This window comes from Actinoplanes sp. SE50/110 (assembly GCF_900119315.1).
Lineage (GTDB): Bacteria > Actinomycetota > Actinomycetes > Mycobacteriales > Micromonosporaceae > Actinoplanes.
In genome coordinates this window covers 5,687,403-5,712,596 of sequence record NZ_LT827010.1, presented here as the reverse complement: position 1 = coordinate 5,712,596, position 25,194 = coordinate 5,687,403, and the positions used below count along the sequence as shown (strand labels likewise).

Here is a 25,194-nt window from a genome sequence, read left to right as displayed (position 1 = left end):
CGGTCAGCGCCGGTGCCGCGGGCGCCGCCGGTGACCCGCCGCATGGTCCGCGGCCTCCTCGTTGCGCATCGCCACGGCCAGCAGCACCGCGACGGCCACACCGGTGGCCAGCACTTTGCGGTGTTCGCCGCGGCCGTGCCAGTAGACCGGCAGGCCGATCCACCGGATCAGAAGCCGGGGTAGCCCGCGCACCGAGGACGGCGGCACCGGCGTCGAGTCCTCGGTCGCGTTCGCGTCGCCCTTGGTGATCAGGCTGCCGTCGGCGGTGCGCCGCACGACCCGGTGCAGCAGCAGGTGCCCGGGGCGGGCGGGGTTGTCGACGAGGACCGCCATGCCGGGTCTCATCTTCGCGGCGCTGATCGGGCCGGCGATCGCCACGTCGCCGGAGTGGATCTTCGGGAGCATCGAGCCGGACACCACGACCACGCTGGTCCAGCCGAAGACGACGGGCAGCAGCGACCAGAGCACCGCCACCGCGCAGGTGCCCAGCAGGATCCGGGCGAGCACGCTCGCGATGAACCAGGCCCAGGCACGGGCTTCCGCCATCCCTCAAGTGTCCGGCCGGACGTCCGATCGGGAGCGGCGTTCCGCTGGAGAGCCGCAGGGAGTCGCCATGTCGCAGACCGATGCCGCCGAGCGCCGCCGTCGCCGGCGTCGCCGGTTCTCCGGGCTCGCCGTGCCGTTGAGCATCCTGCTGGGGTCGATGCTGGTCTGGCAGTCGTCCGAGTCGGCGTACACGACGACCTCGTCGACGCTGAACAACACCTGGACCGCGGTGAGCGTGGCGCTGACCAACAGCCAGGTGGCGTCGGCGCCGTTCACCGTGTCGGTCGCGGTGCCGGACGCCTCGGCGAGTTCGATCACGCTTGCCGGGTTCTCGCCCAGCAGTGTGCGGACCGGTGGTCAGATGTGCATCATGGTCGACTACCAGACCGGTGCGCCGGCGCACATCCGGATGCGGATCGACGACAACGCGGACGCCCTGTCCGCGGCGCTGGAGATGGTCATCGACGAGGGCACCGGCGCGACGAACGCGGCATGCTCGGGTTTCACGTCCAACGGCACCTACGTGTACGGGACGGGTGCGGCCAGCACCGCGAAGGTCAGCGGCCTGCCGACGACGTGGGGCACCAGCACCGCGGGGGAGTGGACCGCGGCCACGGCGGCGCAGCTGTGGTACAGGGTGACCTGGCTGCTGCCCTCGAACGCGCTGGCGGCGACCTCCGGCACCAGTGCCGACTTCAAGTTCCAGTGGGAGGCGCAGCCCTACTGATGCCCGGGGTACGACGGTCCCGACCCCGCCATCGGCGTCACCTTCGGTGGCACCGGCGGTGGTGGCCGGCCGCCGTCCTGGTGATCGTCACGGCCGCCGCCCTGCCGGTCACCGGCGCCGGGTACACGGGCACCACGTCGACCCCGGTGAACACGTTCACCGCGGGAACGGTGGTGGTCTCGGCGTCCGCCCCGGCCGGCAGGGTTTTCGCGATCACCAACGCGATCCCCGGCACGGTCGGTACGACGTGTGTGATCACCGCGTACACCGGAACCGCCCCGGCGACCGTGAAGATGTACTTCACCTCGGTCGCCGGGACGCTCGGCGCCTACCTGGTGGCCCAGGTGCAGAGCGGCACCGGGGCGCAGACCGACTGCTCGGATTTCGGCTCGTCCGCCACGCTGTACAACGGGAGCGCGCCGGCCACCGGCGGCCCCACCCTGGGCCCGTATCTGGCCGCGCACACCGGCTGGTCCAGCGGCGACGGCGCGTGGGCGGTGTCCGGGCCGGCCACCCGGGCATGGCGGTTCGACCTCCTGCTGCCGAACACCGCCGGTGACGCCGCGGCCGGGCTGGGGCTCACCTTCACCGCCACCTGGGAGGCGCAGACCTGATTCGTCGGTCCGTCGCGGCTCAGCAGTCTCCCGCCTCCGACCGATGGGACCAGGGAGGATGCCGGGGGGAAGCATGGCGACGTGGAGCCGGCGCCGGCGGGTGGCCGCGGTCCTGTTCGCCGGCACCCTGCTGGTGGCGATGCCGCTGGCCTGGCGGCCGGTGGCCGCCCAGTACACGGCCACCACCGCGGTCCCGGCCACGGTCGCCGCCTCGGCGGGTTTCCCCGGCCTGCCGCAGCTGGTCACCGACGGCGGGCCGCTGTTCTACCACCGGGGCGAGGAGAGCCAGACCGGCGCGCTCAGCTCGACCGCCGTGGACTCGTCCGGCAACGGCCAGGACGGCGCGTACGCGAACAGCACGAACGGTCCGTCGCTGTGGTGGCCGATGGACGACGGCCCGGCGGCCACAAGGTACCGCGACCTCTCCGGCACCACCGACACCGGCAAGCCCACCGGTACCCCGATGACGGTCACCAACACGACCGGGCCGACCGGCGGCGCGTACATGCTCGGGGCCTCGACCGCGAGCTGTTGTGCCCAGGCGACGCTCTCCTCGGTGCTGTCGCCGTTCCGGGCGGACCGGGACTTCACCGTCGCGCTGTGGGTCGACATCGGCGACACCGCGCCGGCTGCCGGGAGCCGGTTCTCCGCCTTCCACATGACCAACAGCTCCTACCGGCGCAGTGACGTGGCGCTGCTGGTGGACAACAGCGCGTCCTGCGCGATGGCACCGTGCTGGGCGTTCACCATGGCCAAGGATCCGAACAGCACCACGGTGACCGGCTGGGACACCGCCTACGGTTCGGCCGCCGCGGTGAACACCTGGACCCACCTGACCGCGGTCTTCGTCGCCGCGACGGGCACGATGAGCCTGTACGTCAACGGCGTCGCCCCGCCCGCGACCGCCACGCACACCGTCCCGGCCGACGCCGCCACCGACCGGAACGTGGGTTTCGGCCGGTACCGTACCGGCGCCGGTACCGGCAACTGGGCCGGCTACGGCGGCCGGAACACCGGCATCGGCATGATCATCGGCGAGGCGCGCACCTGGCGGCGCGCGCTGAGCGCGGCCGAGGTGGCCGAGCTGCCGGTCCGGGCCACCAGCCGCTGGACCTTCGACGAGGCCACCGGCACGACACCCGGGTACACCACCGCGTCGGCGAGCACCGGCACACCGTCGGTGACCGGCTCGTCGACCGCCGGGGTGACGGCCGGCGCGGCGGCCGCCCTGACGACCGGCCGCACCGGTAACGCGCTGACCATCGCCACGGCCGGCGTGAACGGCTACGTGCAGGGACCCTCGGCGCAGGTGACCACCAGCGGCAGCTTCTCCGTGGCGGCCTGGGTCAGGCTCACCGACACGAGCGCGGACCGCACGATCGTCTCGCAGAACGGGGTGCTCGGCACCGCCTTCACGCTCGGCTACGACAGCACCGCCAACCGCTGGCGGATGCGCTGGTGGCCGAGCGACGCCGCGGTGGTCACGCCGAAGAGCACGGTCAGCGCGGCGGCGCCGGTGCTGAACCAGTGGACCCACGTCGCCGGGGTCTACGAGGCGGGAAAGGAGATCCGGCTGTACGTCGACGGCCGCTCCAGTGGCACCGCCACCCCCGCGACCACGGCCGCCTGGCCGTCCCTCGGGGCGACCCAGATCGGCCGCCGGGTGGTCGGCGGCGCCACCGCCGAGGGCTGGCAGGGTCAGATCGACGACCTGCGCGTCTACAACGGCTACCCGGTGGTGTCCACCACGATGCGGCAGCTGGTCGGCAGCGTCGAGGTCGAGGAGACCGGTGGTCTGGCCGGCACGCGTCCGCTGCACGCGAACACCACCGCGATGGCCTTCGGCGGTTCGTCCAGCGGCGGGAACGGCCGGTTCGCCGCCGCGGTGGCCGGTCCCGCCTTCACCGAGGAGTGCCTGATCCGGGTGGCGAGCGGCGAGACCGGGGTGATCGGCGGGTTCGCCGACACCGACGACCAGCTCGACAGCACCGTGACCGACCGGCTGATGTACGTCGACACCACCGGCAGGGTGCGGTTCGGCGTGCTCGGCGCGGGCGTCCCGGTCACCGTGGTCAGTGCGGCGGCGGTCGACGACGGGACGTGGCACCACGTGCTGGCCAGCGTCGGCGCGGCCGGTCTGAAGCTCTACGTCGACGGCGTCAAGGTGACCGGCACGGCCGTCACCGCGGCCGCCTCCACGACCGGCTACTGGCGCTGGGGCGGGGTGGCGATGCTGCCGCTGAACGGCTGGCCGTCCGCCCCGTCGAATCCCTACCTGACCGGCACGATCGACGAGTTCGCGGTGTACGACCGGCAGCTGACCGATCAGGAGGACCTTTGGCGGGTGTACGCGGACTACCTGGAGTGAGGCGGCGGCGGATCGCCGGCCTGGCGGTGCCGCTGAGCATCCTGCTGGGCTCGGTGCTGGTCTGGCGGTCGTCGACATCGGCCTACAGCGCGACCACCTCGACGCCGAACAACACCTGGACCGCGGTCAGCGTGACGCTGACCAACAGCCAGGTGGCGACGGCGCCGTTCACCGTGCCGGTCGCGGTGCCGGACGCCACGGCGAGCTCGATCACGCTGGCCGGCTTCGCGCCCAGCAGCACCCGCACCGGCGGGCAGGCGTGCATCATGGTCGATTACCAGACCGCTGCGCCGGCGCACATCCGGATGCGGATCGACGACAACGCGGACGCCCTGTCCGCGGCGCTGGAGATGGTCATCGACGAGGGCACCGGGGCGACGAACGCGGCGTGCGCGGGCTTCACCGCCAACGGCACCTTCGTGTACGGGACGGGCACGGCCAGCACCGCCAAGGTCAGCGGCCTGCCGATCACCTGGGGGACCAGCGCACCGGGGGAGTGGACGACGGCCACGGCCGCCCAGCTGTGGTACCGGGTGACCTGGCTGCTGCCGTCCAACGCGCTGGCCGCCACCTCCGGCACCAGCGCCGACTTCCGGTTCGTCTGGGAGGCGCAGCCCTACTGATCGGCGCCGAGCAGGGCGGCGGCGTGCCGGCCGGCCGCGGCGGCGGCCAGGAAGTACGCGTGGTCCCGGTCCAGCCCGCGGCCCATCGTCGACAGCGGCACCGGCGACGCCCGCAGCGCCGCGTCCAGGCCGCCGGTGGGCACCTCGACGATCCGGTGCCGCTCGGCGAGCGGCGCGATCGAGGCGGCCAGGGCCGCCGGCAGACCCTCGGGCACCGGCAGGTCCGCTCGGATCAGGGCGACTTTCCCGTACGCCGTGAGACTGTGATGGGACACCCCGCGGTGCCGTTCCCGCCCGTCGCCGTCGGAGATCCGCAGCGACCCGACCGGCCGCCCGCCGAGCACACCGATCGCGTTGACCGCCTCGCCCAGCGCCACCCCGGAGAACCCCCAGGTGGTGCCGGTACCCAGGTTGCCCGGGCCCTGCGCGACGACGGTCACGTCGGCGCGCAGCACGTGCCGGGCGGCCAGCAGCCCGGTGTGCACGGTGCTCGCCTCCAGGTCGCCGCCGAAGGCCTGTCCGGTCGTCACCGTCCCGGCCAGGTGCCCGGTGAGCCCGTCCAGGGTCCGGGAGAACCACGCGGGCAGCGCGCCGCCGTCGGTCATCACGTACGCCACCCGGGCGTCCGGCCGGTCCGCGCGGACCCCGGCCAGGATCGCCGGCAGCGCGGAGTGCAGGTCGGCGGTGACCACCGGCATCGCCTCGAGCGACTCGGCGGCTGCCAGCACCGCCCGGTGCGGGGAGGCCTCCTCGTCGACCCCGAGCAGGATCGGCTGCAGCGGCGTGTACCGCGCCTTCACCAGGTGACCCGCGTCGCGGGTGGTGCCGTCGTCGGCCGGGTCCGCGGGCAACCGGTCGGGCAGCGCGACGACCAGCGCGTACCCCCCGGTGCCCAGGCCCATCACCAGCGCGCCGACGTTGAGCAGCACCCGGTCGCCGGGCTCCGGCGAGCCGACCAGCTCCGGGTAGGCCAGCGCGCGCACGCCGCCGCCGTCGCACAGCACGTCCAGCTCGATGGCGCCGCGCCAGCGTCGCCGCACCGAGGACACCGTTCCGGACCGCCAGCGCACCATGAGCCGGAACCCTATCGGTCCAGGCCACCGTCGATGTGGTCGCGTCCCGGAACGCCGCGGGTGGGGTCCAGGAAGACGTACCGGATCTCCGGATAGCGGTCGCGCAGCCGGCGTTCGGCCTCGTCCGAGGCGGCCTCGATGTCCCGGCCCGGCACCTCGTCGTCGAAGTCGACCTTCGCCGCGACCAGGATGTCGCCCGGCCCGATCTGCATGGTGAACAGCGTCGGCACGCCGGTCACCACCGGGATGGACCGCAGATCGGCCGCGATCTGGTTGTGCATCCGGCGCGGCACCGCCCGCCCGACCAGCAGCGACACGTTGGTCCGGGCCAGCACCGAGGCGACCACCAGCAGCAGGGCGCCGATCAGCACGGAGGCCGACCCGTCCCACACCTCACTGCCGGTGAGCTGGGTCAGCGCCAGCCCGGCGGCGGCCAGCAGCAGCCCGATCAGGGCCGCCGCGTCCTCGAAGAAGACCGCCTTGACCGTGGTGTCCGAGGTGAGCCGCAGGAAGCGCTGCGGGCTGACGTTCCACCGGCGGGACTGCTCGCGCACCTGGCGGCGGGCCTTCAGGAACGAGGATCCCTCGGCGACGAACGAGATCGCCAGCACGACGTACGACCACAGGTAGTCGCCGGCGTCCGCGCCGCTGACGATGGTGCTGATCCCGTGGTAGATGGAGAAGCCGGCACCGCCCACGAAGGTGAACAGCGAGGCGATGAACGCCCAGACGTAGCTCTCCTTGCCGTACCCGAACGGGTGTTCCTCGTCCGCCGGTTTTCCGCCCCGGCGCAGCGCGACGTAGAGGAAGATCTCGGTGACCGTGTCGGCGAACGAGTGCGCCGCCTCGGACAGCATCGCCGCCGAGCCGGACAACAGCCCGGCGACCAGCTTGGCGACCGCGATGACCAGGTTCGCCAGCAGCGCCAGCAGCACCGTCCCGACGCTTTCGGTCGCGGCCTGCGGCTCGTTGTCGGGCAGACCGGTCGGTGCGGTCTCGGGCTCGGGTGCGATCGTCACGTCGTCCTTGGTTCCCCGCCCCGCTCGCGTTTAACGGTCTGGACACCCGGGCTGCTAGGTTTCCTGTCGTGTCGCGCACTCGAACCGAGCGCCTGGTGAACCTGGTGATCTGCCTGCTGTCCACGCGACGGTTCCTGACCGCCGCGCAGATCGCCCTGACCGTGCCCGGTTACGAGCACGACCCCTCGGATCCCCGGGACCACGAAGCCTTCCAGCGCAAGTTCGAGCGGGACAAGGCCGAGTTGCGCGAGCTGGGCGTGCCGCTGGAGACCGGCACCGCGAGCATCTTCGACCAGGAGCCCGGATATCGGATCGCCCAGCGGGAGTACGCGCTGCCCGACATCCTGCTCGAACCCGACGAGGCCGCCGCGGTCGGCATCGCCGCCCGGCTGTGGCAGCACGCCGGGCTGGCCGCCGCCGCCTCGTCCGGCCTGGCCAAGCTGCGTGCCGCCGGGGTCGAGGTGGACCCGCAGGCCACCCTGGGCGTCGAGCCGGTGGTCACGGTCGACCCGGCGTTCGGCCCGCTCACCGCGGCCGCCCGGGCCCGCCGCGCGGTCCAGTTCAAATACCGGGTGCCCGCGGTCGACGAGCCCAGCGTCCGGCGCCTGGAGCCGTGGGGCGTGGTCTGCTGGCGCGGCCGGTGGTACGTGGTGGGCCACGACCGGGACCGCAACGCCGCCCGCTGCTTCCGGCTGTCCCGGATCGTCGGCGACGTGCGCGCCGTCGGCCGCCCGGAGGCCTTCACCCCGCCCGCCGACGCCGACCTGATCAGCCACGTGGCCCACAGCACCGGGCCGATCGCGCGCACCGGCCGCGCCACCGTCACCGTGCGTCCCGGCCGGGCCGCCGGGCTGCGCCGGCTGGCCAGCGAGGTCACTCCCGGTCCGGACGGGGACAGATTGACTATTTCGTACGGCGATCCGGACTGGCTCGCGTCCCGGATCGCGGGGTACGGGCCGGACGCCCGCGCGGACGGCCCGCCGGAGTTGCGGGACGCGGTCATCCAGCAGCTCAAGGAGCTCACCACCCGGTACGACCGGGACGTCCCGGCGGTCGCCCGATGACCGCCCCGCGCACCCCGTCCGCCGACCGGCTCGGCCGCCTGCTCAACCTGGTGCCCTACCTGCTGGCCCGCCCCGGCATCCTGATCGCCGAGGCCGCCGACGACCTGGGCGTCACCGCCAAGCAGCTGCGCGAGGACCTGGAGCTGCTCTGGGTCTGCGGGCTGCCCGGTTACGGCCCCGGCGACCTGATCGACATGGCGTTCGACGGCGACCGGGTGACGATCAGCCACGACGCCGGCATCGACAAGCCGCTGCGGCTCAATCAGGACGAGGCGCTCGCCCTGGTGGTGGCGCTGCGGATGCTTGCCGAGACACCGGGCATCGGCTCGCGGGACGCGATCGAGCGCGCCCTCGCCAAGATCGAGAGCGCGGCCGGTGACCTGGCGGACGCCCCGGTCGCCGTGAAACTCCCGGCCAACCAGGAGAAGCTCGCCAAGGTCCGGGCCGCGGTCGACTCCGGGCACGCGCTGCGGCTCACCTACTACACGGCGGCCCGCGACGAGACCACCGAGCGGGTCGTCGACCCGATGCGGATGCTGACCGTCGGCACCTTCGCCTACCTGGAGGCCTGGTGCCGCCGGGCCGAGGCGACCCGGATGTTCCGGATCGACCGGATCGACGCGTTCACCGAGCTCGACGAGCCGGCCCGGCCGCCGGTCGAGGCGGTCCCGCACGACGTCACGCACGGCGTCTTCCAGCCCGGCCCGGAGCTGCCCCTGGTCACCCTGCGGGTGGGCCGCGGCGGCCGGTGGATCACCGAGTACTACCCGGTCGAGCAGGTGCAGCGGGAGCCCGGCGAGTGGCTGGTCACGATGCGGGTCACCGACCTGGTCTGGGCCCGCCGCTTCCTGGTCGGCCGCGCCGACGTCACCGTGGTCGGCCCACCCGAGCTGGTCGAGCAGATCCGTGACGCCGCGCACGAGGCCCTCGACCAGTACGCCGCGCCGCACTCACTCGCGGCGGACCGGGCCCCGGCCGGATAGGGTGGCGCCGTGCTGATGTGGGTCTGGATCGCCGTGGGTGCGATCGCGTTGATCATCCTGGTCGTCACCGCCGCGCGGCTGCTGGGCCGGCTGCCCGAGCTGCGCCGGGCGGCCGGGCGGTTGCAGCGGCGGCAGGCCGAGGCGATGGGCCTGCAGGCCGGGGCGGCCCGGCTGGAGCAGACCCTGCAGGGCCTGCAGCAGCGGGCCGAGCGGGCGCAGGAGCACGTGGAACGGATCAAGGCCGGTTCCGGCCACTGACCTGAGGCGTTCGAGCCCCGTTGTCCGGCATGTCAACCGAATGCGCAAGAATCTCGCGGGTTCCGGCCTACGACATCGCCGGAATTGACACGTACGATGGACCCCGCAACCTGATCCGACCGACTGGAGTCTCTCCATGGGCGCCCTCAAGCCATGGCACCTCATCTTGCTCGTCGTCGTCCTCGTGCTGCTCTTCGGCGCGAAGCGGCTGCCGGACGCGGCGCGCTCCCTCGGGCGCTCGCTGCGGATCATGAAGGCGGAGACCAAGGGTCTCATCGACGAGAACAACAACGACAACCTGGCGGAGAAGGCCGACGCGCAGTACTCGCGCCAGCCGCTGCAGGGTGACGTGCAGGGCGGCTACCCGCAGCAGGGTTACCAGCAGCAGCCCCCGCCGGGCTACCAGCAGCCCCAGCCGGGTTACCAGCAGCCGCAGCCGGGTTACCAGCCGCACCCGCAGCCGGGCTTCCAGCAGCCGCAGCAGCCGCCGGCCCAGCCGTTCGTCGACCCGGTGCAGCGCACCAACGACCGCTGATCCGCCCGCGATGGCTTCCCTGACCCTGCGTCGCAACAAGAAGCCGAGCAAGTTCGAGCAGGCCGCCGACGGCTCGATGACGCTCATCGAGCACGTCCGCGAGCTGCGCAACCGGCTGTTCATCGCCTCGATCGGCATCGTTCTCGGCCTGATCGTCGGCTTCGTCATCTCGCAGTGGGCCTTCGACATCCTGAAGGCGCCGTACTGCGCGCTGCCCAGCTCGATCAACGACCGGACCGGCAGCTGTGAGTTCATCACCCTCGCGGTGACCGACCAGCTGATGCTTCGGCTGAAGATCTCACTCTGGCTCGGTCTGGTCCTCGGCGCACCCGTCTGGCTCTACCAGCTGTGGGCCTTCGTCGCCCCCGGTCTGCACCGGCACGAGCGCAGGTGGGCGTACCTGTTCGTCGCGCTGGCCCTGCCGCTGTTCGCCGCCGGCGTCATCATGGCGTACCTCGTGATCGGTCACAGCCTGGCCTTCATCATGAAGGCCGGTGTGCTCGGCCAGCCGACCAAACTCGAAGTCACGTCGTACGTCGGCTTCGTGATGAACATGCTGATGCTGTTCGGTTGTGCCTTCGAGTTCCCGCTCCTGCTGCTGATGCTGAACTTCACCGGCGTGGTCACCGGCAAGCGCCTGCTCAGCTGGTGGCGTGCGGTCGTGTTCCTGGCGTTCGCGTTCGCCGCGATCGCCACGCCCGACCCGGGCCCGTTCGGCATGGCCCTGCTCGCCGCCTGCATCAGCGCGCTGTACTTCGTCGCGGTCGGCGTGGCGATCCTCAACGACAGGCGCAAGGGCCGCGGCAAGGAGATCTACGAAGGCCTCTCCGACGACGAGATCTCCGCTCTCGACGAGGAGCGGGTCCCGGTCGGCGCCTCCGACCCGATCTCCGCCCCGACCCCGGTCGACGCTCCGACACCCGTGGAGGCCCCGCGTTCCATCGAGCGGCGCTTCGACGACATGACGTGAGCTAGCTGGCTCCGCTTCGCTCCGCGGCGAATCGCCTGGTAACCGGTGAGTTGTCAGCCGTTTTCTCGTCGCCGCAAAGAGCGCGGCGGCGGGAAAACGGCTGACAACTCACCGGCGGCGATTCGCGGGAATGGGGGGTTGGTCTGGCGAAAGTTGGCGGGGTGGCTGCTGTCCTGGCGGGTCTGTGGGCGGACGTCGGCCTAGCCAAGGTTGGCGGGGAGGGTGCTGGCCTGGCGGGTCTGTGGGCGGACGTCGGCCTGGCCAAGGTTCGCAGGGCGGGTGCTGGCCTGGCGGGGTTCGCGGGGCAGAGGGCGGCCTGCCCCAAGGTTTGTGGGGTGGGTGCCGGCCTGCCCCAAGGTTTGTGGGGTGGGTGCGGTGCGTCGGGGTGGGGGCTAGCCTCGGCGGCTGTGACGAGCGACTTCATCGCGGTGCTGGCGAACGCCCGGGCGGGGCGGGGTCGGCACCGCGGTCTGCTTCCGGGGGTGTTGCAGGCGCTCGGCGGCGCGGGGCATGCCGTGCGACTGCTGGATGCGGACAGCGGGGCCGGCGCGGAACGGGCCTGTCATCAGGCGGTGGCCGAGGGCGCGGTGGCGCTGGTCGCGGTGGGCGGGGACGGGACCGTGCACCGGGCGCTCCAGGCCGTGGCGGGTGGTGGGCCGCGAGTGGGGGAGTCGGCGCCGCCCGGCGCGCAGTCCTGGGGATCCGCGAATTTCGGGGCGGCTGCTGCGGGGGCCGTGGATTCCGGGCTGGTTGCCGCGGGGGCCGCGGCGCGGCGGGTGGGGTTCGGAGTGGTCGCGGCGGGCACCGGGAACGACTTCGCGGGTGCCGTCGGCGTACCGGGCAATCCGATCGAAGCCGCGCGGGAGATATCCGCGGCCCTGGAAGCGGGCCGTGCGCAGTCGATCGATGCGGTGCTGACGGCGGATGCCGTCGGGCGGCAGCGGTGGTTCTGCGCCGTGCTGGCGGCCGGGTTCGATGCGCTGGTGAACGAGCGGGCCAACCGGATGGCCTGGCCGCGCGGGCCCCGACGGTACGACCTGGCGATCGTGCTGGAGCTGGCGCGGCTCCGGGCCCGGGCCTACACGCTGGAGCTGGACGGCGAGACCCTGCATCGGGACGCGGAGATCGTGGCGGTGGGGAACACGGCGAGCTACGGGGGCGGGATGCGGATCGTGCCGGCGGCCGACCCGTCGGACGGGCTGCTCGACGTGATCTGGGCCGGTGGACTCGGGCGGGGTGGGCTCAGCCGGCTCACACCGCGGCTGCGGCAGGGGACGCACGTCACCGATCCGCGGGTGCATCAGCGGCGGGCCCGGCACGTGCGGGTGGCCGCCGAAGGGATCGTCGGATACGCCGACGGGGAGCGACTCGGCCCGCTGCCGCTCGACATGAAACTAGTCCCGGGTGCGATCCGGTTGCTCCGGTGAGCCGGGGGTCAGTTTCCCCGGGAAGCACCCGAACCTGGGGGCATGGCGATGAACACGGTCTCCGGCACCGCGAACTCGATGACCTCCCTGGCGACGTCGGTCTTCGGCAACGCCCGCCAGGCGTTCAAGGCGATGGCCGAGGCGGCCACCAACCAGCAGTTCGGCGCGGACACCGCGGCGACCGCGCAGGCCACCCCCGGCAGGTCGGCGCGGCGCGGCACCATCCTCGACCGCTACATCTGAGCCGGCGCGGGGATCGGCCCGCGGCGGAGAGTGGGGGCGCGACGGGCGGCGGGCCCGCGGCGCAGGGTCGGGCACGGCGGGTCGGCCCGCGGCGCTGGGTTGGGCACGGCGGGTCGGCCCGCGGCGCAGGGTTGGGCACGGCGGGAGGGCGCACGGCGCAGGGTTGGGGCACGGCGGGTGGGCTCACGGCGTAGCGCCGCCATCGGATCTTCAGATGCAACCGGCGAGGGCGAGCGTGGCGCCGAGGCCGTTGTTGCGGCCCGGCTCGGCGGCCGGGACGACCAGGGCGGTGCAGCCGGCCTTGACCGCGCCGGCGTCCGCCGGGGTGTCTCCGACCATCAGCGTGCGTTCCGGATCAGCGCCCAACATGCCGCAGGCGCGCAGGAAGATCGCCGGGTCGGGTTTGATCCGGCCCACCTCGAAACTCAGCGCGAACGCGTCCACCAGACCGTCCAGCCCCCAGTGCGTGAACAGCGGGCGGATGTCGAAGCCGATGTTGCTGACCACGCCGACCTTGATCCCGGCGTCGTGCAGCTTGCGCAGGGTGGGCTCGGTGTTCGAATATGGCAGCCAGCCGTCGGGGCTCAGCAACCGGTCGTAGAGCGCGTCGGCAAGGCCCTCGACATCGGTCGGCACGGTGGCCGCCAGCCCGGTGTAGGCGGCCCGGTGACTGTGCGCGTAGAGATCGCGGTCGGACCAGTGCTCGGCCAGCTGCGGCGGCACCCGGTGCGGCAGCGGGCCACCGGCCCGGCCCGCGGTGACCAGCCGGTCGGCCAGGATCGTGGCCTTACCGCGGTCCAGCGTGGCGCCGCAGGCCGCGGCGGCCGCGACGACCCAGGTCACCGGGTCCTCGACCTGGGCGAGCGTGCCGTGGAAGTCGAACAGGACGGCTTCCACGAGCCGCGCGGACGGGGGATGTTCGGGGGCAAGCGGCACTCGTGCACCTTACCGATGACCGGCCGATGCCCCCGAGCGCCCATACCGTGTCGCACATTGTCGTACCCGCGAACTAGTCTTTTGTTCATGACTAGTCCCGCCGACAGGTATGCGGAATCCAAGCGGCGGGCGGCGCGGGTCGCCACCTTCCCGGCGCTCGACGACTTCATGCTCGACGTCGGTTTCGACCTGGACGACTTCCAGCGCGAGTCCTGCGAGGCGCTGGAGCGCGGCAACGGGGTGCTGGTGTGCGCGCCGACCGGCGCCGGCAAGACGGTGGTGGGCGAGTTCGCGGTGCATCTGGCATTGCGCGCCGGCGAGCGCAAGTGCTTCTACACCACGCCGATCAAGGCGCTGTCCAACCAGAAGTTCCACGACCTGGTGGAGCGCTACGGGCCCGACAAGGTCGGCCTGCTCACCGGCGACAACGTGATCAACGCGGACGCCCCGGTGGTGGTGATGACCACCGAGGTGCTGCGCAACATGCTCTACTCCGGCTCCAGCCAGCTGAAGAATCTGGCCTACGTCGTGATGGACGAGGTGCACTACCTGGCCGACCGCTTCCGTGGCGCGGTCTGGGAGGAGGTGATCATCCACCTTCCGGCCTCGGTCACCCTGGTCTCGCTGTCCGCCACGGTCAGCAACTACGAGGAGTTCGCCGACTGGCTGGTCACCGTCCGCGGCGAGACCTCGGTGGTGGTCTCCGAGCACCGGCCGGTTCCGCTCTGGCAGCACATGCTGGTCGGCCGGCGGATGTTCGACCTGTTCCACGACGCCGACGCGGCCAGGAAACACGACGTCCACCCCGAGCTGCTGCGCTACACCCGGGAGATGGAGCGCCGGCTGGAGCTCGGCGAGCGTGCCTCCGGGTGGAACGGGCGGGGTGGCCGGGGCCGCCGCTGGCAGCCGCCGCCGCGCGCCGAGGTGGTCGACCGGCTGGAGCGTGCCGGTCTGCTGCCGGCCATCCTGTTCATCTTCAGCCGGGCCGGCTGCGACGCCGCCGTCCAGCAGTGCCTGGGCGCCGGTCTGCGGCTCACCGACCCGGACGAGCGTGCCGAGATCCGCCGGATCGCCCAGGCCAAGGTCGCCAGCATCCCCGCCGAGGACCTGTCGGTGCTCGGCTACTGGGAGTGGCTCGACGGGCTGGAGCGGGGCGTCGCCGCGCACCACGCCGGCATGCTGCCCGCCTTCAAGGAGGCGGTCGAGGAGTGCTTCGTCAACGGGCTGGTCAAGGCGGTCTTCGCGACCGAGACGCTGGCCCTGGGGATCAACATGCCGGCCCGCTGCGTGGTGCTGGAGCGGCTGGTCAAGTTCAACGGGGAAGCGCACGTCGACCTCACTCCGGGGGAGTACACGCAGCTCACCGGCCGGGCTGGGCGCCGCGGCATCGACGTCGAGGGGCACGCCGTGGTGCTCTGGAGTCCCGAGGTCGACCCGCGGCACGTGGCCGGCCTGGCCTCCACCCGCACCTATCCACTGCGCTCGTCGTTCCGCCCGTCCTACAACATGGCGGTCAACCTGGTCGGCACGGTCGGCGCGGACAAGTCCCGCGAGCTGCTGGAGTCGTCGTTCGCCCAGTTCCAGGCGGACCGGTCGGTGGTCGGGCTGGCTCGCCAGGTGCAGCGCAACGTCGACACGATGCAGACCTACGGCGCCGACGCCGCCTGTCACCACGGCGACTTCGACGAGTATTTCGGGCTCCGGGTCGCCATCGCCGACCGGGAGAAGGCGATGGCCCGGCAGGGGGTGGCGCAGCGCCGGTCGGCGGCCAACGACTCGCTGTCCAAGGTGCGGATCGGCGACGTGATCCGGGTGCCGCAGGGTCGGCACGCCGGCCTGGCCGTGGTGCTGGAACCGGCCGCCGGCGGGTTCGGCGAGCCCCGGCCGATGGTGCTCACCCAGGACCGCTGGGCCGGCCGGGTCAGTCCCGCCGAGTTCGGCGGCGAGGTGGAGGTGCTCGCCCGGCTGCGGGTGCCGAAGAACTTCAACCACCGCTCCCCCGGCGCCCGGCGGGACCTGGCCGCCCAGGTCAGCGGCACCGGGCTCGACCGGCATCCGGACCGGCGGCGCAGCCGGGGCCGGGCCAACCCGGGGGAGGACGCCGAGATCGCCCTGCTCAAGGTGAAGCTGCGGCAGCACCCGTGTCACGCCTGCCCGGAGCGGGAGGACCATGCCCGCTGGGCCGAGCGCCGGCACCGGCTGCAGCGCGACACCGACGCCCTGCGGGACAAGGTGGCCGGCCGTACCGGGTCGCTGGCCCGCACGTTCGACCAGGTCTGCTCGGTGCTGACGGCCCGCGGCTACCTGTCGCACGACGGTGAGGTCACCGAGGCCGGCCGGACGCTGGGCCGGATCTGGTCGGAGGCCGACCTGCTGGTCGCCGAGTGCCTGCGGCAGGACGTGTGGGCCGGTCTGGCCCCCGAGGAACTGGCCGCCGCGGTGTCGATGGTGCTCTACGAGTCGCGCCGCGAGGGTGAGGACCGCGCCTCGGTGCCGAAGGGACCGATCAGCGAGGCGGTCGACGCCTGCGCCAAGCTGTGGACGGAGATCGCCACCGAGGAGGGCGAGCACGGGCTGTCGCTGACCCGCGAGCCCGACCCGGGCTTCGTCTGGCCGATGTTCCGCTGGGCGCGCGGTGAGCCGCTCGCCAAGGTGCTGGCCAGCGGCCACAACTATGACGCCGACATGCCGGCCGGCGACTTCGTCCGCTGGGCGCGGCAGGTGCTCGACCTGCTGGGGCAGATTCGCGAGGCGGCGGTGGCGTCGCCGGGGGTCAAGGAGACCGCGCGCAAGGCGATCAGCGCGGTGAATCGCGGGGTGCTGGCCTATCAGGCCGGCCTCTGACACCTGAAGCGCCGGCGGGCCGGGCGTCCCACGCCCGGCCCGCGACGTACGGCCCGGTTTCAGGGTTACCGGATCGGGCCAATGACTCACGGTGAGTGACTTGCCGGTGCCCTCCCGCCGCGATCATCGACGCATGGTGAATCTGCGTTGACGGTGTCTTTGGGGCGATTCAAGAATTGCGGGCGACAGTGATGGATGTCGCTGAGTTCCCTTGTGGGGTGAACCGGAAGAACCGGGAGAAAGGTACATGGTTGCGGGCTCGCCCCATCTGATCGGGTGGTCCGGGGACGCGCGCGCCGACGCCGTGCTGGCGGTCATCGACCCGGAGACCGCGGTCATCGAGGTGACCCTGTGCGGGCCCTGGGACCGGCAACTGTCCGCGCAGGCCCGCGCTGTGCTGGACAAGTGCCTGGCCGAGCACCCGACCGGCATGATCGTCGACCTGCACCGGCTGACCGACCCGCGTGCGGTCAGTGCCGCCCTCTGGCTCACGCTCTGCGCACAGGGCGCGGCGATGCGGCCACCGATCGCGATCGGGGTCTGCCTGCCGGCGTCCGCCCCACTGGCCCGTCGGCTGCGCCGGCTCGGCGCCCGCGACTGGCTGGTCATGCACGCGTCGGTGCAGCAGGCGCACACCGCCCTGGCCCACCGCCGCCCGCTGATCGACCGGATGCAGCTGGCCCTGCCGCCCGACCCGGCCGCCGCCTCCCTGGCCCGGGCCCTGATCGGGGACGCCTGCCAGGGCTGGGATCTGCCGCACCTGCTGGAGCGTGGCCGGCTGGTCGCCTCCGAGCTGGTGGTGAACGCGGCCGAGCACGCCGGCACCGACATCGCGATGATCGTGTCGTCGCGCGGGGAGGGCGTCACCGCCGCGCTGCACCTCGCGGTGCACGACGGCGATCCGGCGCTGCCGCAGGTCCGCGACCCGGTTCCGGGCCCGCTCGGGCCGTCGCTCACCGACCGCGGCCTGGGTCTGCGGATCGTCGGGGCGGCCGCCTCGGCGTGGGGCGCGCTTCCGGCCCGGGGTGGGAAACTGGTGTGGGCGATCCTGCGCAACCGCCCGGAGGTGCCGGGATGATCGGCGGACGCGACGAGCCGCGGTTCGCGGGCGCCGGCGTGGCCGGCGCCCGCACCGGTGACCGGCTGCTCATCCACCTGCGCGGCAGCCTGGACGCGATGTCGGTGACCGCGCTGCAGACCCAGCTGTACGACCTGACCCGGGTGCACGACGTGCTGGGCCTGGCCGCACCGGTCCGGCAGATCCACATCGATCTGGCCGAGGTGGACTTCTGCGACGCGGCCGGGCTGCGGATGCTGGTCGCGGCCCGCTGTGTGGCCGATGCCCGGGACGCCACCTGTCACCTGCGCAACCCGCAGCCGCATCTGCGCTGGCTGCTGCGCGCCACCCGGGCCAGCGACCTGTTCCAGGTGGACTGAGTCGCACACCCGACGCGCCGGGGGTGACTGCCGAGGCGGGCTCCTACCGTGTGGGGATGGTGGCTTCGCAGGAGCATGTCACCGCCGATCTGGCGCGCGGGGCGACGCTCGTCGGCGGCGGGGTGGCGGTCCGGTTCTGGGCGCCGGCGGCGCGGCGGGTCTTCGTGGCGTTCGACGGGGTGCTCAGCTATCTGCCCGATCCGGCGGACGAGCTGGTCCAGGATCCGGTGACCGGCGACTGGACCGGCTGGTTTCCCGGGGTGGGCGCCGGCACGAAGTACCGGTTCTACGTGATCGGGGCCGGCGGGGAGGGCTTCAAGCGGGACCCGCAGGCGCGGGAGCTGGAGCTGTACGGCTATCCGGAGTGTGACGCGCTGGTCGTCGACGACGACGCGTATCCCTGGCACGACCAGGGGTGGACGCCGCCGGGCGCGGCGGAGCTGATCGTCTACCAGTTCCATGTGGGGGTGTTCGCGGCGGCCGATCCGCTGGGCCACGACCGCAGGCCGCACCGTACCGCCAAACTGCTCGACGCCGTGCAGAGGGTGCCCTATCTCGCGGCGCTCGGGGTGACCGCGGTGCAGCCGCTGCCGGTGGTCGAGTTCCAGGGGGAGTGGAGCCTCGGATACAACGGCACGGATCTGTTCTCGCCGGAGATGGACTACTGCGTGGATCCGCACGCGCTGCCGCCCTATCTGGACGCGGTCAACGAGCTGCTGGCCGCGACCGGGGCCGGGCCGCTCAAGTTCGAGCAGCTGGCCGGGCAGGTGAACCAGTTGAAGGCGTTCGTCGACGTCTGTCACCGGTTCGGGATCGCGGTGCTCTTCGACGTGGTCTACAACCATGCCGGCGGCGGTCTCGACCCGCAGAGCCTGGACTACATCGACATGCCGGCCGCGCCGGGGCCGGACAACAACGCGTATTTCACCGGCGACGGCTGGGCCGGTGGCCGGGTGTTCGCCTTCGGCCGGCCGGCGGTGCGCGAGTTCCTGACCGCGAACGCGCTGATGTTCCTGCGCGACTATCACGCCGACGGGTTGCGCTTCGACGAGGTGACCGTGATCGACGCGAACGGCGGCTGGGGTTTCTGCCAGGAGCTGACCGGCACGCTGCGGGCGGCGAAGCCGGCGGCCGTGCAGATCGCCGAGTACTGGGGCGAGTTCCGCGGGCTGGCCGTCGCGCCGCCGCCCGGCGGGATGGGTTTCGACCTGGCCTACGCGGACACGTTGCGCGACGCGGTGCGCGCGGTGCTGGCCGATCGGGGAGCCGGGGTCGGTCGGCTGGTCGCCGGGTTGCACTCGCCCGGCTGGTCCTACAACTGCCTGGAAAACCACGACCTGGTCCTCGACATGGACGACCACCGGGCGCCGCGGATCGCCACGCTGGCCGACAGCGCCGACCCCCGGTCCTGGTACGCGCGCAGCCGGTCCCGGGTGGCCACCGGCCTGCTGTTGACCGCGCCCGGTGTGCCGATGCTGTTCATGGGCCAGGAATTCCTGGAGGACACGCTCTGGTCGGACAGCCCGGGGCGCACCGACCGGCTGATCTGGTGGGACGGGGCGCTCGGCGCCGACCGGCACATGGTCGACTTCCTGCGCTGCACGCGGGACCTGGTCCACCTGCGCCGGGAGTTGCCGGCGCTGCGCTCGGCGGCGGTCGACGTGCTGCACGTCGACGAGGACAACCGGGTGGTCGCGATGCGGCGCGGCGACGACGTGGTGGTGCTGCTGACCTTCAGCGAGTCCACGCTGTACGACTACCGGCTGAACCTGCCGTGGGCGGGCCGGTGGCGCGAGGTGTTCAACAGTGACTACTACGACTTCTTCCCCAACCCGATGGTGGCCGGGAACGCGGGCGCGGTGACCGCCGCCCCGGAGGTGTCACTGACCGTCCCGGCGAACGGGATGATGATTCTGCAGGCGGACCACTGACAGCCCGGCCGGGCCGATCGCGGCCACCGCGAGCGCGGCCAGCAGGCCGTATCCGCCGATGGTGAGCAGTCCGGTGGAGGCGAGCCCGCCGGCCGCGGCGGCGACCCAGACCATTCCGTCGACGGTGCCCTCGGCGCGGGCCCGCAGCGGCTCCGGCACCCGGGTGGCCAGGACGGCGCTGCCCCCGATCAGGCACAGGTTCCAGCCGTAGCCGAGCAGGAGGAACGCGAGCACCCGGGGCGCGCCGACCGCCGCCAGGACCGGTCCGGCGGCGACCGTGACCAGGCCGGCCGCCATCACCGGGCGGGCGCCCAGCCGGTCGGCGAGCCGGCCGGTGACCGGGGACAGCGCGAACATGCCGAGGGTGTGCGCGGACAGCACCACCCCGATCGTGGCCAGCCCGTGGTGGTGCACGTGCATCTCCACCGGGGCGGCGGTCATCACCGCGACCATCACCACCTGCGCGGTGCCCATCACCAGCAGCGGGGTGCGGATGCCGGACAGGTCCATCCGGCCGGTCGGCGGCTCCGCGGCGACCGTGCGGGGCAGGGTGGCGGCGCCCGCCGCGGCGGCCGCGGCGGCCAGCGCGGCGACCAGGAAGACCACGGTGGCCGGGTGCAGGACGCCGAGCAGCAGCGGGCCACCGACCGCGCCGATCGCACCGGCCCAGACCAGCAGGCCCATCGCGGTGCCGCGGTGCCGCGCCGGATGCGTCTCGGCCACGGCGTAGCGGGCCAGCAGCGCGCCGGCGTTGCCGTAACCCAGCAGCACCAGTGCGACGCTCAGCGGGACCGGCCCACGGGCCGCGGCGGCGAGCAGCCCGCCGGCCACCGCGCAGCAGAAGGCGACCAGCAGCCCGTGCCGCCAGCCGCGCCGGCTGACCGACCGGGCCAGGATCAGCGCGCCCACCCCGGTGCCGGTGATCGCGGCGGTGCTGGGCACGCCGCCCCAGGCCGGCCCGAGCCGGTCGGCGACGACCAGGGTGGCGACCGGGCTGGCCGTCGCCATCGCGGTGTTCATCGCGGCGGCGGCCACGAACAGGGACTTCGCCATCCCCCCAAGCTATGACGAGCGTCTATTCAGGACCAGACCCGGGAGTCGCCGGCGAACAGCTCCGGGGAGCTCTGCACCGGCACCACGCAGACCAGGTGCCCGCCGGGCGCCCGGAGGATCCGGTGGCCGCCGCGGTCCTCGACCAGCTGGGCGCCGAAGCCGAGCAGCCGGGCGGTCTCCGCCTCGACGTCGTCGGTCTCGATGTCCAGGTGGATCCGCGGCCGGTCGTCGACCGCCTGGACGACCACGGCGACACCCGGGACCACGTCGGCGACCCGGGTGTACTCCGGCTCGTCCGGATCCTGCCGGGCCGAGCCGCCCAGCGCGGCGGTCCAGAACGAGACCGCGGCGCCGGCCTCGGTGGCCGGGGTGTCGACGAGCATTCCGAACAACCGGCTTCGATGCATGGGCCGACCCTACGCGTACAGGCCGTCCAGCACCGGCCGGAAACGGTCCTCGATGACCCGTCGGCGCAGTTTCAGCGAGGCGGTCAGCTCACCGGACTCGACGCTCAGATGCCGGTCGAGAACGGCGAACCGCTTCACCGTCTCCCACGGATTGAGCGTGCCGTTGAGCCGGTCCACGCATTCCTGCAGGGCGGCGCGCAGCTTTTCGGAACCGGCGATCTCGGCGTGCGAGGCGTCCCCGAGTCCGTTGGCCGCCGCCCATTTCGCCATCTCGTCCGGATCGAGGTCGATCAGCGCGGTGACGTATCTGCGGTTCTCCCCGTGCACCAGGAACTGGCCCGCCAGCGGGCAGATCGCCTTGAATCGCGACTCCAGGGTCTGCGGCGCCACGTACTTGCCGTTCGACGTCTTGATCAGGTCTTTCTTCCGGTCGGTGATCCGCAGCGAGCCGCGCTCGGTGATCTCCCCGATGTCGCCGGTGTGCAGCCAGCCGTCCCGCAGCGCCGCGCCGGAATCGAGGCCGTGGTAGCCCTGCATCATGCCGGGTCCGCGCAGCAGCACCTCGCCGTCCTCGGCGATGCGCACCTCGGTGCCGGGCAGCGGCATTCCCACGGTGCCGTATTCCGGGCGGTCCGGCCGGTTGAAGACGGTGGTGGCGCACGATTCGGTGAGGCCGTAACCCTCGGCGATCGGCAGCCCGATCGCGCCAAACCAGCGGGCGATGCCCGGATCGAGAGTGGCCGCTCCGGAGATGAAATACCGCATGCGCCCGCCGAACCGCGCCCGCACCCGGGACAGCACGAGCCGGTCGGCGATCCGGAATCGCCATCCGGAACGCCGCCGTCCGGCCGTTGCCACGGCCCAGTCCAACAGCCGCTTCTGTACGCCGTCGGCGGCGCTCACCGCGGCATAGACCTTCTCGAAGATGCGCGGCACGGCCGGCATGATCGTGGGCCGCACCTCACCGAGCCGCTGCACGACCCGGCTCACGTCCCCGTCCACCGCGAACGGGAAGCCGACCGAGAGCTGACAGCTGAGCAGTGCCTTGCCGAACGCGTGCGACAGCGGCAGCCACAGGTAGCCGACGTCGTCGGGCCGCACGATGCCCATCGCCTGGATCGCCAGCCCCTGGTAGACCCACGCCCGGTGGGCAACCCGGACGCCCTTGGGCAGCCCGGTCGTGCCGGAGGTGTAGATCAGCGTGGCCAGGTCGTCCGGGCGGACCGCGGCGACCGCCTCGGCCACCCGGGCCGGGTCGCCGAGGGCGCGCAGCTCGGCCAGGGTCAGCACGCGCGGGTCCGCGGCGGTGCCGTCGATGAGGACGGCGCGTTCCACCGGCGTACCGGGAAAGAGGATCTTGGCGAGCTGGGCCGGGTTCTCCGCGATCGCGAAGCGGCTGCCGGAGTCGGTGAGGATGTGTGCCACCTCGTCCGGCGACGACGAGGGGTAGATGGTGGTGGTCGCGCCCCCGGCGCACATCACCCCGAAGTCGGCCTCGATCCACTCGACCCGGGTGCCGCTCGCGATCGCCACCCGGTCCTCCGGGTGCAGGCCGAGCGCGAGCAGGCCGGCGGCGATCTCGGTGACCGCCCGCGCGGTCTGCGTCCAGGTCTGGCTCTGCCAGCCGTCGTCGCCGGGCCGCAGGTAGGCCACCGCCTGCGGCTGGCGCTCGGCGACGGCCAGGAACATCGCGCCGAACGAGGCCGGCTCGTCGCGCCGCAGCCGGGTCAGGAGGTCGTGCTCGGCCGGTGGGGCGGTGCAGGTCTGCGTCACGTCTACTCCTTGAGCATGCGGGTCAGCCAGGGGGTGAGCTCCGGGGCGAGGGCCGTCAGGTCAGGGGTGCCGCCGGCGTCGAGGGCGTCCGAGGTGATCTGGCGCAGCGCGTAGATCGCGCCGATGTGGGCGTTCAGCGGGACGCCGGGCGCATCGCGCAGGCCGGCGATCAGCGCGGCGAGCCGCTCGATCGCGGCCCGGCGCCGCCGGCGCGCGGGCCGGCCCAGCGCGTCCATCTCGACCTGGAAGGCGCGGGCGGCGACCCGGTCGCTGTCCAGCACCTGAAGGTACGTCGTGACGAAACCGTCTATCGACACCGCTCCGGCCGCCAGGCGGCTCATCAGCACCTCGATGAAGCGGTCGTACGCGGTGTGGATGCACGCGTCCTTGTCGGCGAAGTTGTCGTAGAAGGCGGCCCGGGACACCGCCGCCCGGGCGCAGATCTCGCGCACCCCGAAACCGCGGTAGCCCGCCCCGGCCAGCAGCTCGGTGGCGGCGATCAGCATCTTCTCCCGCTGGGCGGCGACCACCTGGTCCCGGGCGAGCTCGTGCCGGCCGCGGGGCAGCGACGGCGGGGTGGTGAAGACCACGCCGCTGGCGATCCGGTCCGGCACGGGCGGACATCCCATCTGAGTACGTCTTGTTACTCCAATCTTCCCACGCCGTTCCCGCGTCACCCGACAAGACCTCCCCCGGGTTCGGCAGGATGGAGGCGTGGAGACCGACCTGGAACTGGCCCAGCGGGCCGCACTGACCGGCGCGGCCGAGGCGCTGCGCCACTTCGCGGTGATCGCCGACCTGCCGCGGGAGACGAAGAAGGACGGCAGCGTGGTCACCCTCGCCGACCGGGCGGTGGAGAACGCGATCCGGGGCGTGCTGACCGAGGCCCGGCCGCAGGACGCCATCCTCGGCGAGGAGCACGGCGAGACCGCGAGCGGCAACGGCCGGCGCTGGATCATCGACCCGATCGACGGCACCGCGCTGTTCGTCCGCGGTGACGACCGGTGGCTGGTGCTGATCGCCCTCGAGGTGGACGGCGAGGTGACCACCGGCGTGCAGATCGTGCCGGCGCAGGGGCTGGCCTGGTGGGCGCAGCGCGGTGCCGGCGCGTACCGGGGCCGGGTCGCCGGCGGCGCCCTGGTGGACGCGGAGCGGATCCACGTCGCGGCGGCCCACGGTCGGGCGACCGGGAGCCGGCTCGGTGTGGTGCCGCTGGACTGGGGGCGGGAGGTGGCCGCGCCACTGGTCGCGGTGGCCGACGAGCGGACGTGGCCGATCCACCCGCCGCTGCTGGTGGCGCAGGGCGACCTCGACGTGGCGGTGCAGACCGGCGGGCAGATCTGGGACTTCGCGGCCAGCTCGGTGATCATCCCGGAGGCCGGCGGGGTGTTCCGCGGCCTCGACGGTTCGCCGCGCCCGGGCGCCGGCCCGCACGTCTTCGCCAGCAACCCGGCGCTGCTCGACGAGGCGCTGCGGATCCTCCACTGAAAGACGCCGAGGACACGCATCGGTCAGGAATCGAGAAGCAGCGGAGGGGGGCCGATTCGTAGCGTGGTGCCCATGACAACGATCGACTCCATCAGCGTCGGAGCGTCCGACCCCACCGCCGCCGCGGCGTTCTACCGGGCCGCGTTCGACCTGGGCGACATCGTCCAGGTGCACCGTTCGGACGCACCGACCACCGGCTTCCGTGGGTTCGCGGTCTCCCTGGTCGTCGCCCAGCCCGCCGACGTCGACCTGTTCGCCGCGGCCGCTCTGCATGCCGGCGCCACCGCACTCAAGCCGGTGACCAAGGGCTTCTGGGGCTACGGCGGCGTCGTGCAGGCACCGGACGGGGCGATCTGGAAGCTGGCGACCTCGTCGAAGAAGAACACCGCGCCGGCCACCCGGCAGATCGAGGCCATGGTGCTGCTCCTCGGCGTCGAGAACGTCAAGGCGACCAAGCAGTTCTACCTCGAGCACGGCATGACTGTCGCGAAGAGCTTCGGCAGCAAGTACGTCGAGTTCACCGCCGGAAGTTCGCCGATCAAGCTGGCGTTGTACACCCGTCGTGCCGCGGCCAAGGACGTCGGGGTGCCCGCGGAAGGCACCGGATCACACCGGATCGCCATCAACGGTGACACCGGCGGGTTCACCGATCCTGACGGTTTCGTGTGGAATGTCTGACGGCCGGTGGCGCTCCCGGGACGGGGAGCGCCACCGTCGCGGGATCAGGCCGCGTAGCTGTTCAGGAAGGCGAGCAGGTCCTGGTTCAGCCGGGTGTCGGTGATGCCGTGCGGGCCACCGGCGTACACCTGGGCCTCGCTGCCGGCGTTGTCCAGCACCAGCAGGCAGCAGCGCGCAGAGCTGGCGGGAGCGTTCGT

25 protein-coding genes are annotated in these 25,194 nt (G+C 72.7%); 17 read left to right on the top strand and 8 right to left on the bottom strand.

What is annotated here, in order from left to right; translation table 11 throughout:
• Positions 1-3: 3 nt before the first annotated feature.
• The gene (locus ACSP50_RS25615) at positions 4-546 is read right to left on the bottom strand and encodes a signal peptidase I (protein WP_014692195.1); all 543 of its coding nucleotides are present in this window, start codon (positions 544-546) and stop codon (positions 4-6) included.
• Between the two features lie 67 nt (positions 547-613).
• Between ACSP50_RS25615 and ACSP50_RS25610 the strand changes: the two genes are divergently transcribed.
• The 4 genes from ACSP50_RS25610 to ACSP50_RS25595 all read left to right on the top strand — a co-directional run bounded on the left by ACSP50_RS25610 (position 614) and on the right by ACSP50_RS25595 (position 4,878).
• Positions 614-1,273, top strand: a complete 660-nt coding sequence (locus ACSP50_RS25610; protein ID WP_014692194.1) for a hypothetical protein — start codon at positions 614-616, stop codon at positions 1,271-1,273.
• Between the two features lie 80 nt (positions 1,274-1,353).
• A complete protein-coding gene (locus ACSP50_RS25605; protein WP_014692193.1) occupies positions 1,354-1,887 on the top strand; it encodes a hypothetical protein in 534 nt (177 codons plus the stop codon).
• 73 nt (positions 1,888-1,960) lie between these two features.
• Complete coding sequence (locus tag ACSP50_RS25600) at positions 1,961-4,255, top strand: LamG-like jellyroll fold domain-containing protein (protein WP_043512176.1); 2,295 nt, start codon at positions 1,961-1,963, stop codon at positions 4,253-4,255.
• The gene (locus ACSP50_RS25595) at positions 4,252-4,878 is read left to right on the top strand and encodes a hypothetical protein (protein WP_014692191.1); all 627 of its coding nucleotides are present in this window, start codon (positions 4,252-4,254) and stop codon (positions 4,876-4,878) included. The genes ACSP50_RS25600 and ACSP50_RS25595 overlap by 4 nt, the downstream gene beginning before the upstream one ends.
• Here ACSP50_RS25595 and ACSP50_RS25590 read toward each other — a convergent pair.
• Together ACSP50_RS25590 and ACSP50_RS25585 are read right to left on the bottom strand one after the other, a co-directional pair.
• Complete coding sequence (locus ACSP50_RS25590; protein ID WP_014692190.1) at positions 4,872-5,951, bottom strand: DUF3866 family protein; 1,080 nt, start codon at positions 5,949-5,951, stop codon at positions 4,872-4,874. The two genes, ACSP50_RS25595 and ACSP50_RS25590, sit on opposite strands and share 7 nt — an antisense overlap.
• An 11-nt stretch (positions 5,952-5,962) precedes the next feature.
• Positions 5,963-6,970, bottom strand: coding sequence for a cation diffusion facilitator family transporter (locus ACSP50_RS25585; RefSeq protein WP_014692189.1), 1,008 nt, complete (start codon positions 6,968-6,970; stop codon positions 5,963-5,965).
• 68 nt (positions 6,971-7,038) lie between these two features.
• Between ACSP50_RS25585 and ACSP50_RS25580 the strand changes: the two genes are divergently transcribed.
• The 7 genes from ACSP50_RS25580 to ACSP50_RS25550 all read left to right on the top strand — a co-directional run bounded on the left by ACSP50_RS25580 (position 7,039) and on the right by ACSP50_RS25550 (position 12,450).
• Complete coding sequence (locus ACSP50_RS25580) at positions 7,039-8,034, top strand: YafY family protein (RefSeq protein ID WP_043512175.1); 996 nt, start codon at positions 7,039-7,041, stop codon at positions 8,032-8,034.
• Positions 8,031-9,017: a YafY family protein gene (locus ACSP50_RS25575; RefSeq protein WP_014692187.1), complete on the top strand. Its 987-nt coding sequence runs from the start codon at positions 8,031-8,033 to the stop codon at positions 9,015-9,017. The genes ACSP50_RS25580 and ACSP50_RS25575 overlap by 4 nt, the downstream gene beginning before the upstream one ends.
• Before the next feature lie 15 nt (positions 9,018-9,032).
• Positions 9,033-9,275, top strand: a complete 243-nt coding sequence (locus tag ACSP50_RS25570; RefSeq protein WP_014692186.1) for a hypothetical protein — start codon at positions 9,033-9,035, stop codon at positions 9,273-9,275.
• Between the two features lie 136 nt (positions 9,276-9,411).
• Positions 9,412-9,810 carry a Sec-independent protein translocase subunit TatA gene (gene tatA / locus ACSP50_RS25565; protein ID WP_014692185.1) on the top strand — a complete coding sequence of 133 codons (399 nt, stop codon included), beginning with the start codon at positions 9,412-9,414 and terminating at the stop codon, positions 9,808-9,810.
• Between the two features lie 10 nt (positions 9,811-9,820).
• The gene (tatC, locus tag ACSP50_RS25560) at positions 9,821-10,780 is read left to right on the top strand and encodes a twin-arginine translocase subunit TatC (protein ID WP_014692184.1); all 960 of its coding nucleotides are present in this window, start codon (positions 9,821-9,823) and stop codon (positions 10,778-10,780) included.
• Positions 10,781-11,187: 407 nt separating this feature from the next.
• Positions 11,188-12,207, top strand: a complete 1,020-nt coding sequence (locus ACSP50_RS25555) for a diacylglycerol kinase family protein (protein ID WP_063714021.1) — start codon at positions 11,188-11,190, stop codon at positions 12,205-12,207.
• Positions 12,208-12,249: 42 nt separating this feature from the next.
• Positions 12,250-12,450, top strand: a complete 201-nt coding sequence (locus tag ACSP50_RS25550) for a hypothetical protein (RefSeq protein WP_043512172.1) — start codon at positions 12,250-12,252, stop codon at positions 12,448-12,450.
• Between the two features lie 210 nt (positions 12,451-12,660).
• Here ACSP50_RS25550 and ACSP50_RS25545 read toward each other — a convergent pair whose 3' ends face one another.
• Entirely contained in the window at positions 12,661-13,386 is a 726-nt protein-coding gene (locus tag ACSP50_RS25545) for an HAD family hydrolase (protein ID WP_052311720.1), read from the bottom strand.
• 87 nt (positions 13,387-13,473) lie between these two features.
• Between ACSP50_RS25545 and ACSP50_RS25540 the strand changes: the two genes are divergently transcribed.
• The 4 genes from ACSP50_RS25540 to ACSP50_RS25525 all read left to right on the top strand — a co-directional run bounded on the left by ACSP50_RS25540 (position 13,474) and on the right by ACSP50_RS25525 (position 19,598).
• Positions 13,474-16,230, top strand: coding sequence for an RNA helicase (locus tag ACSP50_RS25540; protein WP_014692180.1), 2,757 nt, complete (start codon positions 13,474-13,476; stop codon positions 16,228-16,230).
• A 247-nt stretch (positions 16,231-16,477) separates the two neighbouring features.
• Positions 16,478-17,308 carry an ATP-binding protein gene (locus ACSP50_RS25535; RefSeq protein ID WP_014692179.1) on the top strand — a complete coding sequence of 277 codons (831 nt, stop codon included), beginning with the start codon at positions 16,478-16,480 and terminating at the stop codon, positions 17,306-17,308.
• Positions 17,305-17,667, top strand: coding sequence for an STAS domain-containing protein (locus ACSP50_RS25530; RefSeq protein ID WP_014692178.1), 363 nt, complete (start codon positions 17,305-17,307; stop codon positions 17,665-17,667). The genes ACSP50_RS25535 and ACSP50_RS25530 overlap by 4 nt, the downstream gene beginning before the upstream one ends.
• Positions 17,668-17,723: 56 nt before the next feature.
• On the top strand, positions 17,724-19,598 hold the full coding sequence (locus ACSP50_RS25525) for an alpha amylase C-terminal domain-containing protein (RefSeq protein ID WP_043512169.1): 1,875 nt from the start codon (positions 17,724-17,726) through the stop codon (positions 19,596-19,598).
• Here ACSP50_RS25525 and ACSP50_RS25520 read toward each other — a convergent pair.
• The 4 genes from ACSP50_RS25520 to ACSP50_RS25505 are packed head-to-tail and all read right to left on the bottom strand — an operon-like array spanning position 19,548 to position 23,445.
• Positions 19,548-20,651, bottom strand: coding sequence for an MFS transporter (locus tag ACSP50_RS25520; protein WP_014692176.1), 1,104 nt, complete (start codon positions 20,649-20,651; stop codon positions 19,548-19,550). The genes ACSP50_RS25525 and ACSP50_RS25520 overlap by 51 nt on opposite strands.
• Before the next feature lie 26 nt (positions 20,652-20,677).
• Positions 20,678-21,058 carry a VOC family protein gene (locus ACSP50_RS25515; RefSeq protein WP_014692175.1) on the bottom strand — a complete coding sequence of 127 codons (381 nt, stop codon included), beginning with the start codon at positions 21,056-21,058 and terminating at the stop codon, positions 20,678-20,680.
• Between the two features lie 9 nt (positions 21,059-21,067).
• Positions 21,068-22,831, bottom strand: coding sequence for a long-chain fatty acid--CoA ligase (locus ACSP50_RS25510; RefSeq protein ID WP_014692174.1), 1,764 nt, complete (start codon positions 22,829-22,831; stop codon positions 21,068-21,070).
• A gap of 2 nt (positions 22,832-22,833) precedes the next feature.
• The gene (locus ACSP50_RS25505; RefSeq protein ID WP_099343872.1) at positions 22,834-23,445 is read right to left on the bottom strand and encodes a TetR/AcrR family transcriptional regulator; all 612 of its coding nucleotides are present in this window, start codon (positions 23,443-23,445) and stop codon (positions 22,834-22,836) included.
• 100 nt (positions 23,446-23,545) lie between these two features.
• On the opposite strand from ACSP50_RS25505, the gene ACSP50_RS25500 reads away from it, so the two are divergent.
• Positions 23,546-24,319 (top strand): inositol monophosphatase family protein, encoded by a 774-nt coding sequence (locus tag ACSP50_RS25500; RefSeq protein WP_014692172.1) that lies wholly within the window; start codon positions 23,546-23,548, stop codon positions 24,317-24,319.
• Positions 24,320-24,391: 72 nt separating this feature from the next.
• Positions 24,392-24,997 (top strand): glyoxalase, encoded by a 606-nt coding sequence (locus ACSP50_RS25495; RefSeq protein ID WP_014692171.1) that lies wholly within the window; start codon positions 24,392-24,394, stop codon positions 24,995-24,997.
• Positions 24,998-25,194: the final 197 nt, after the last annotated feature.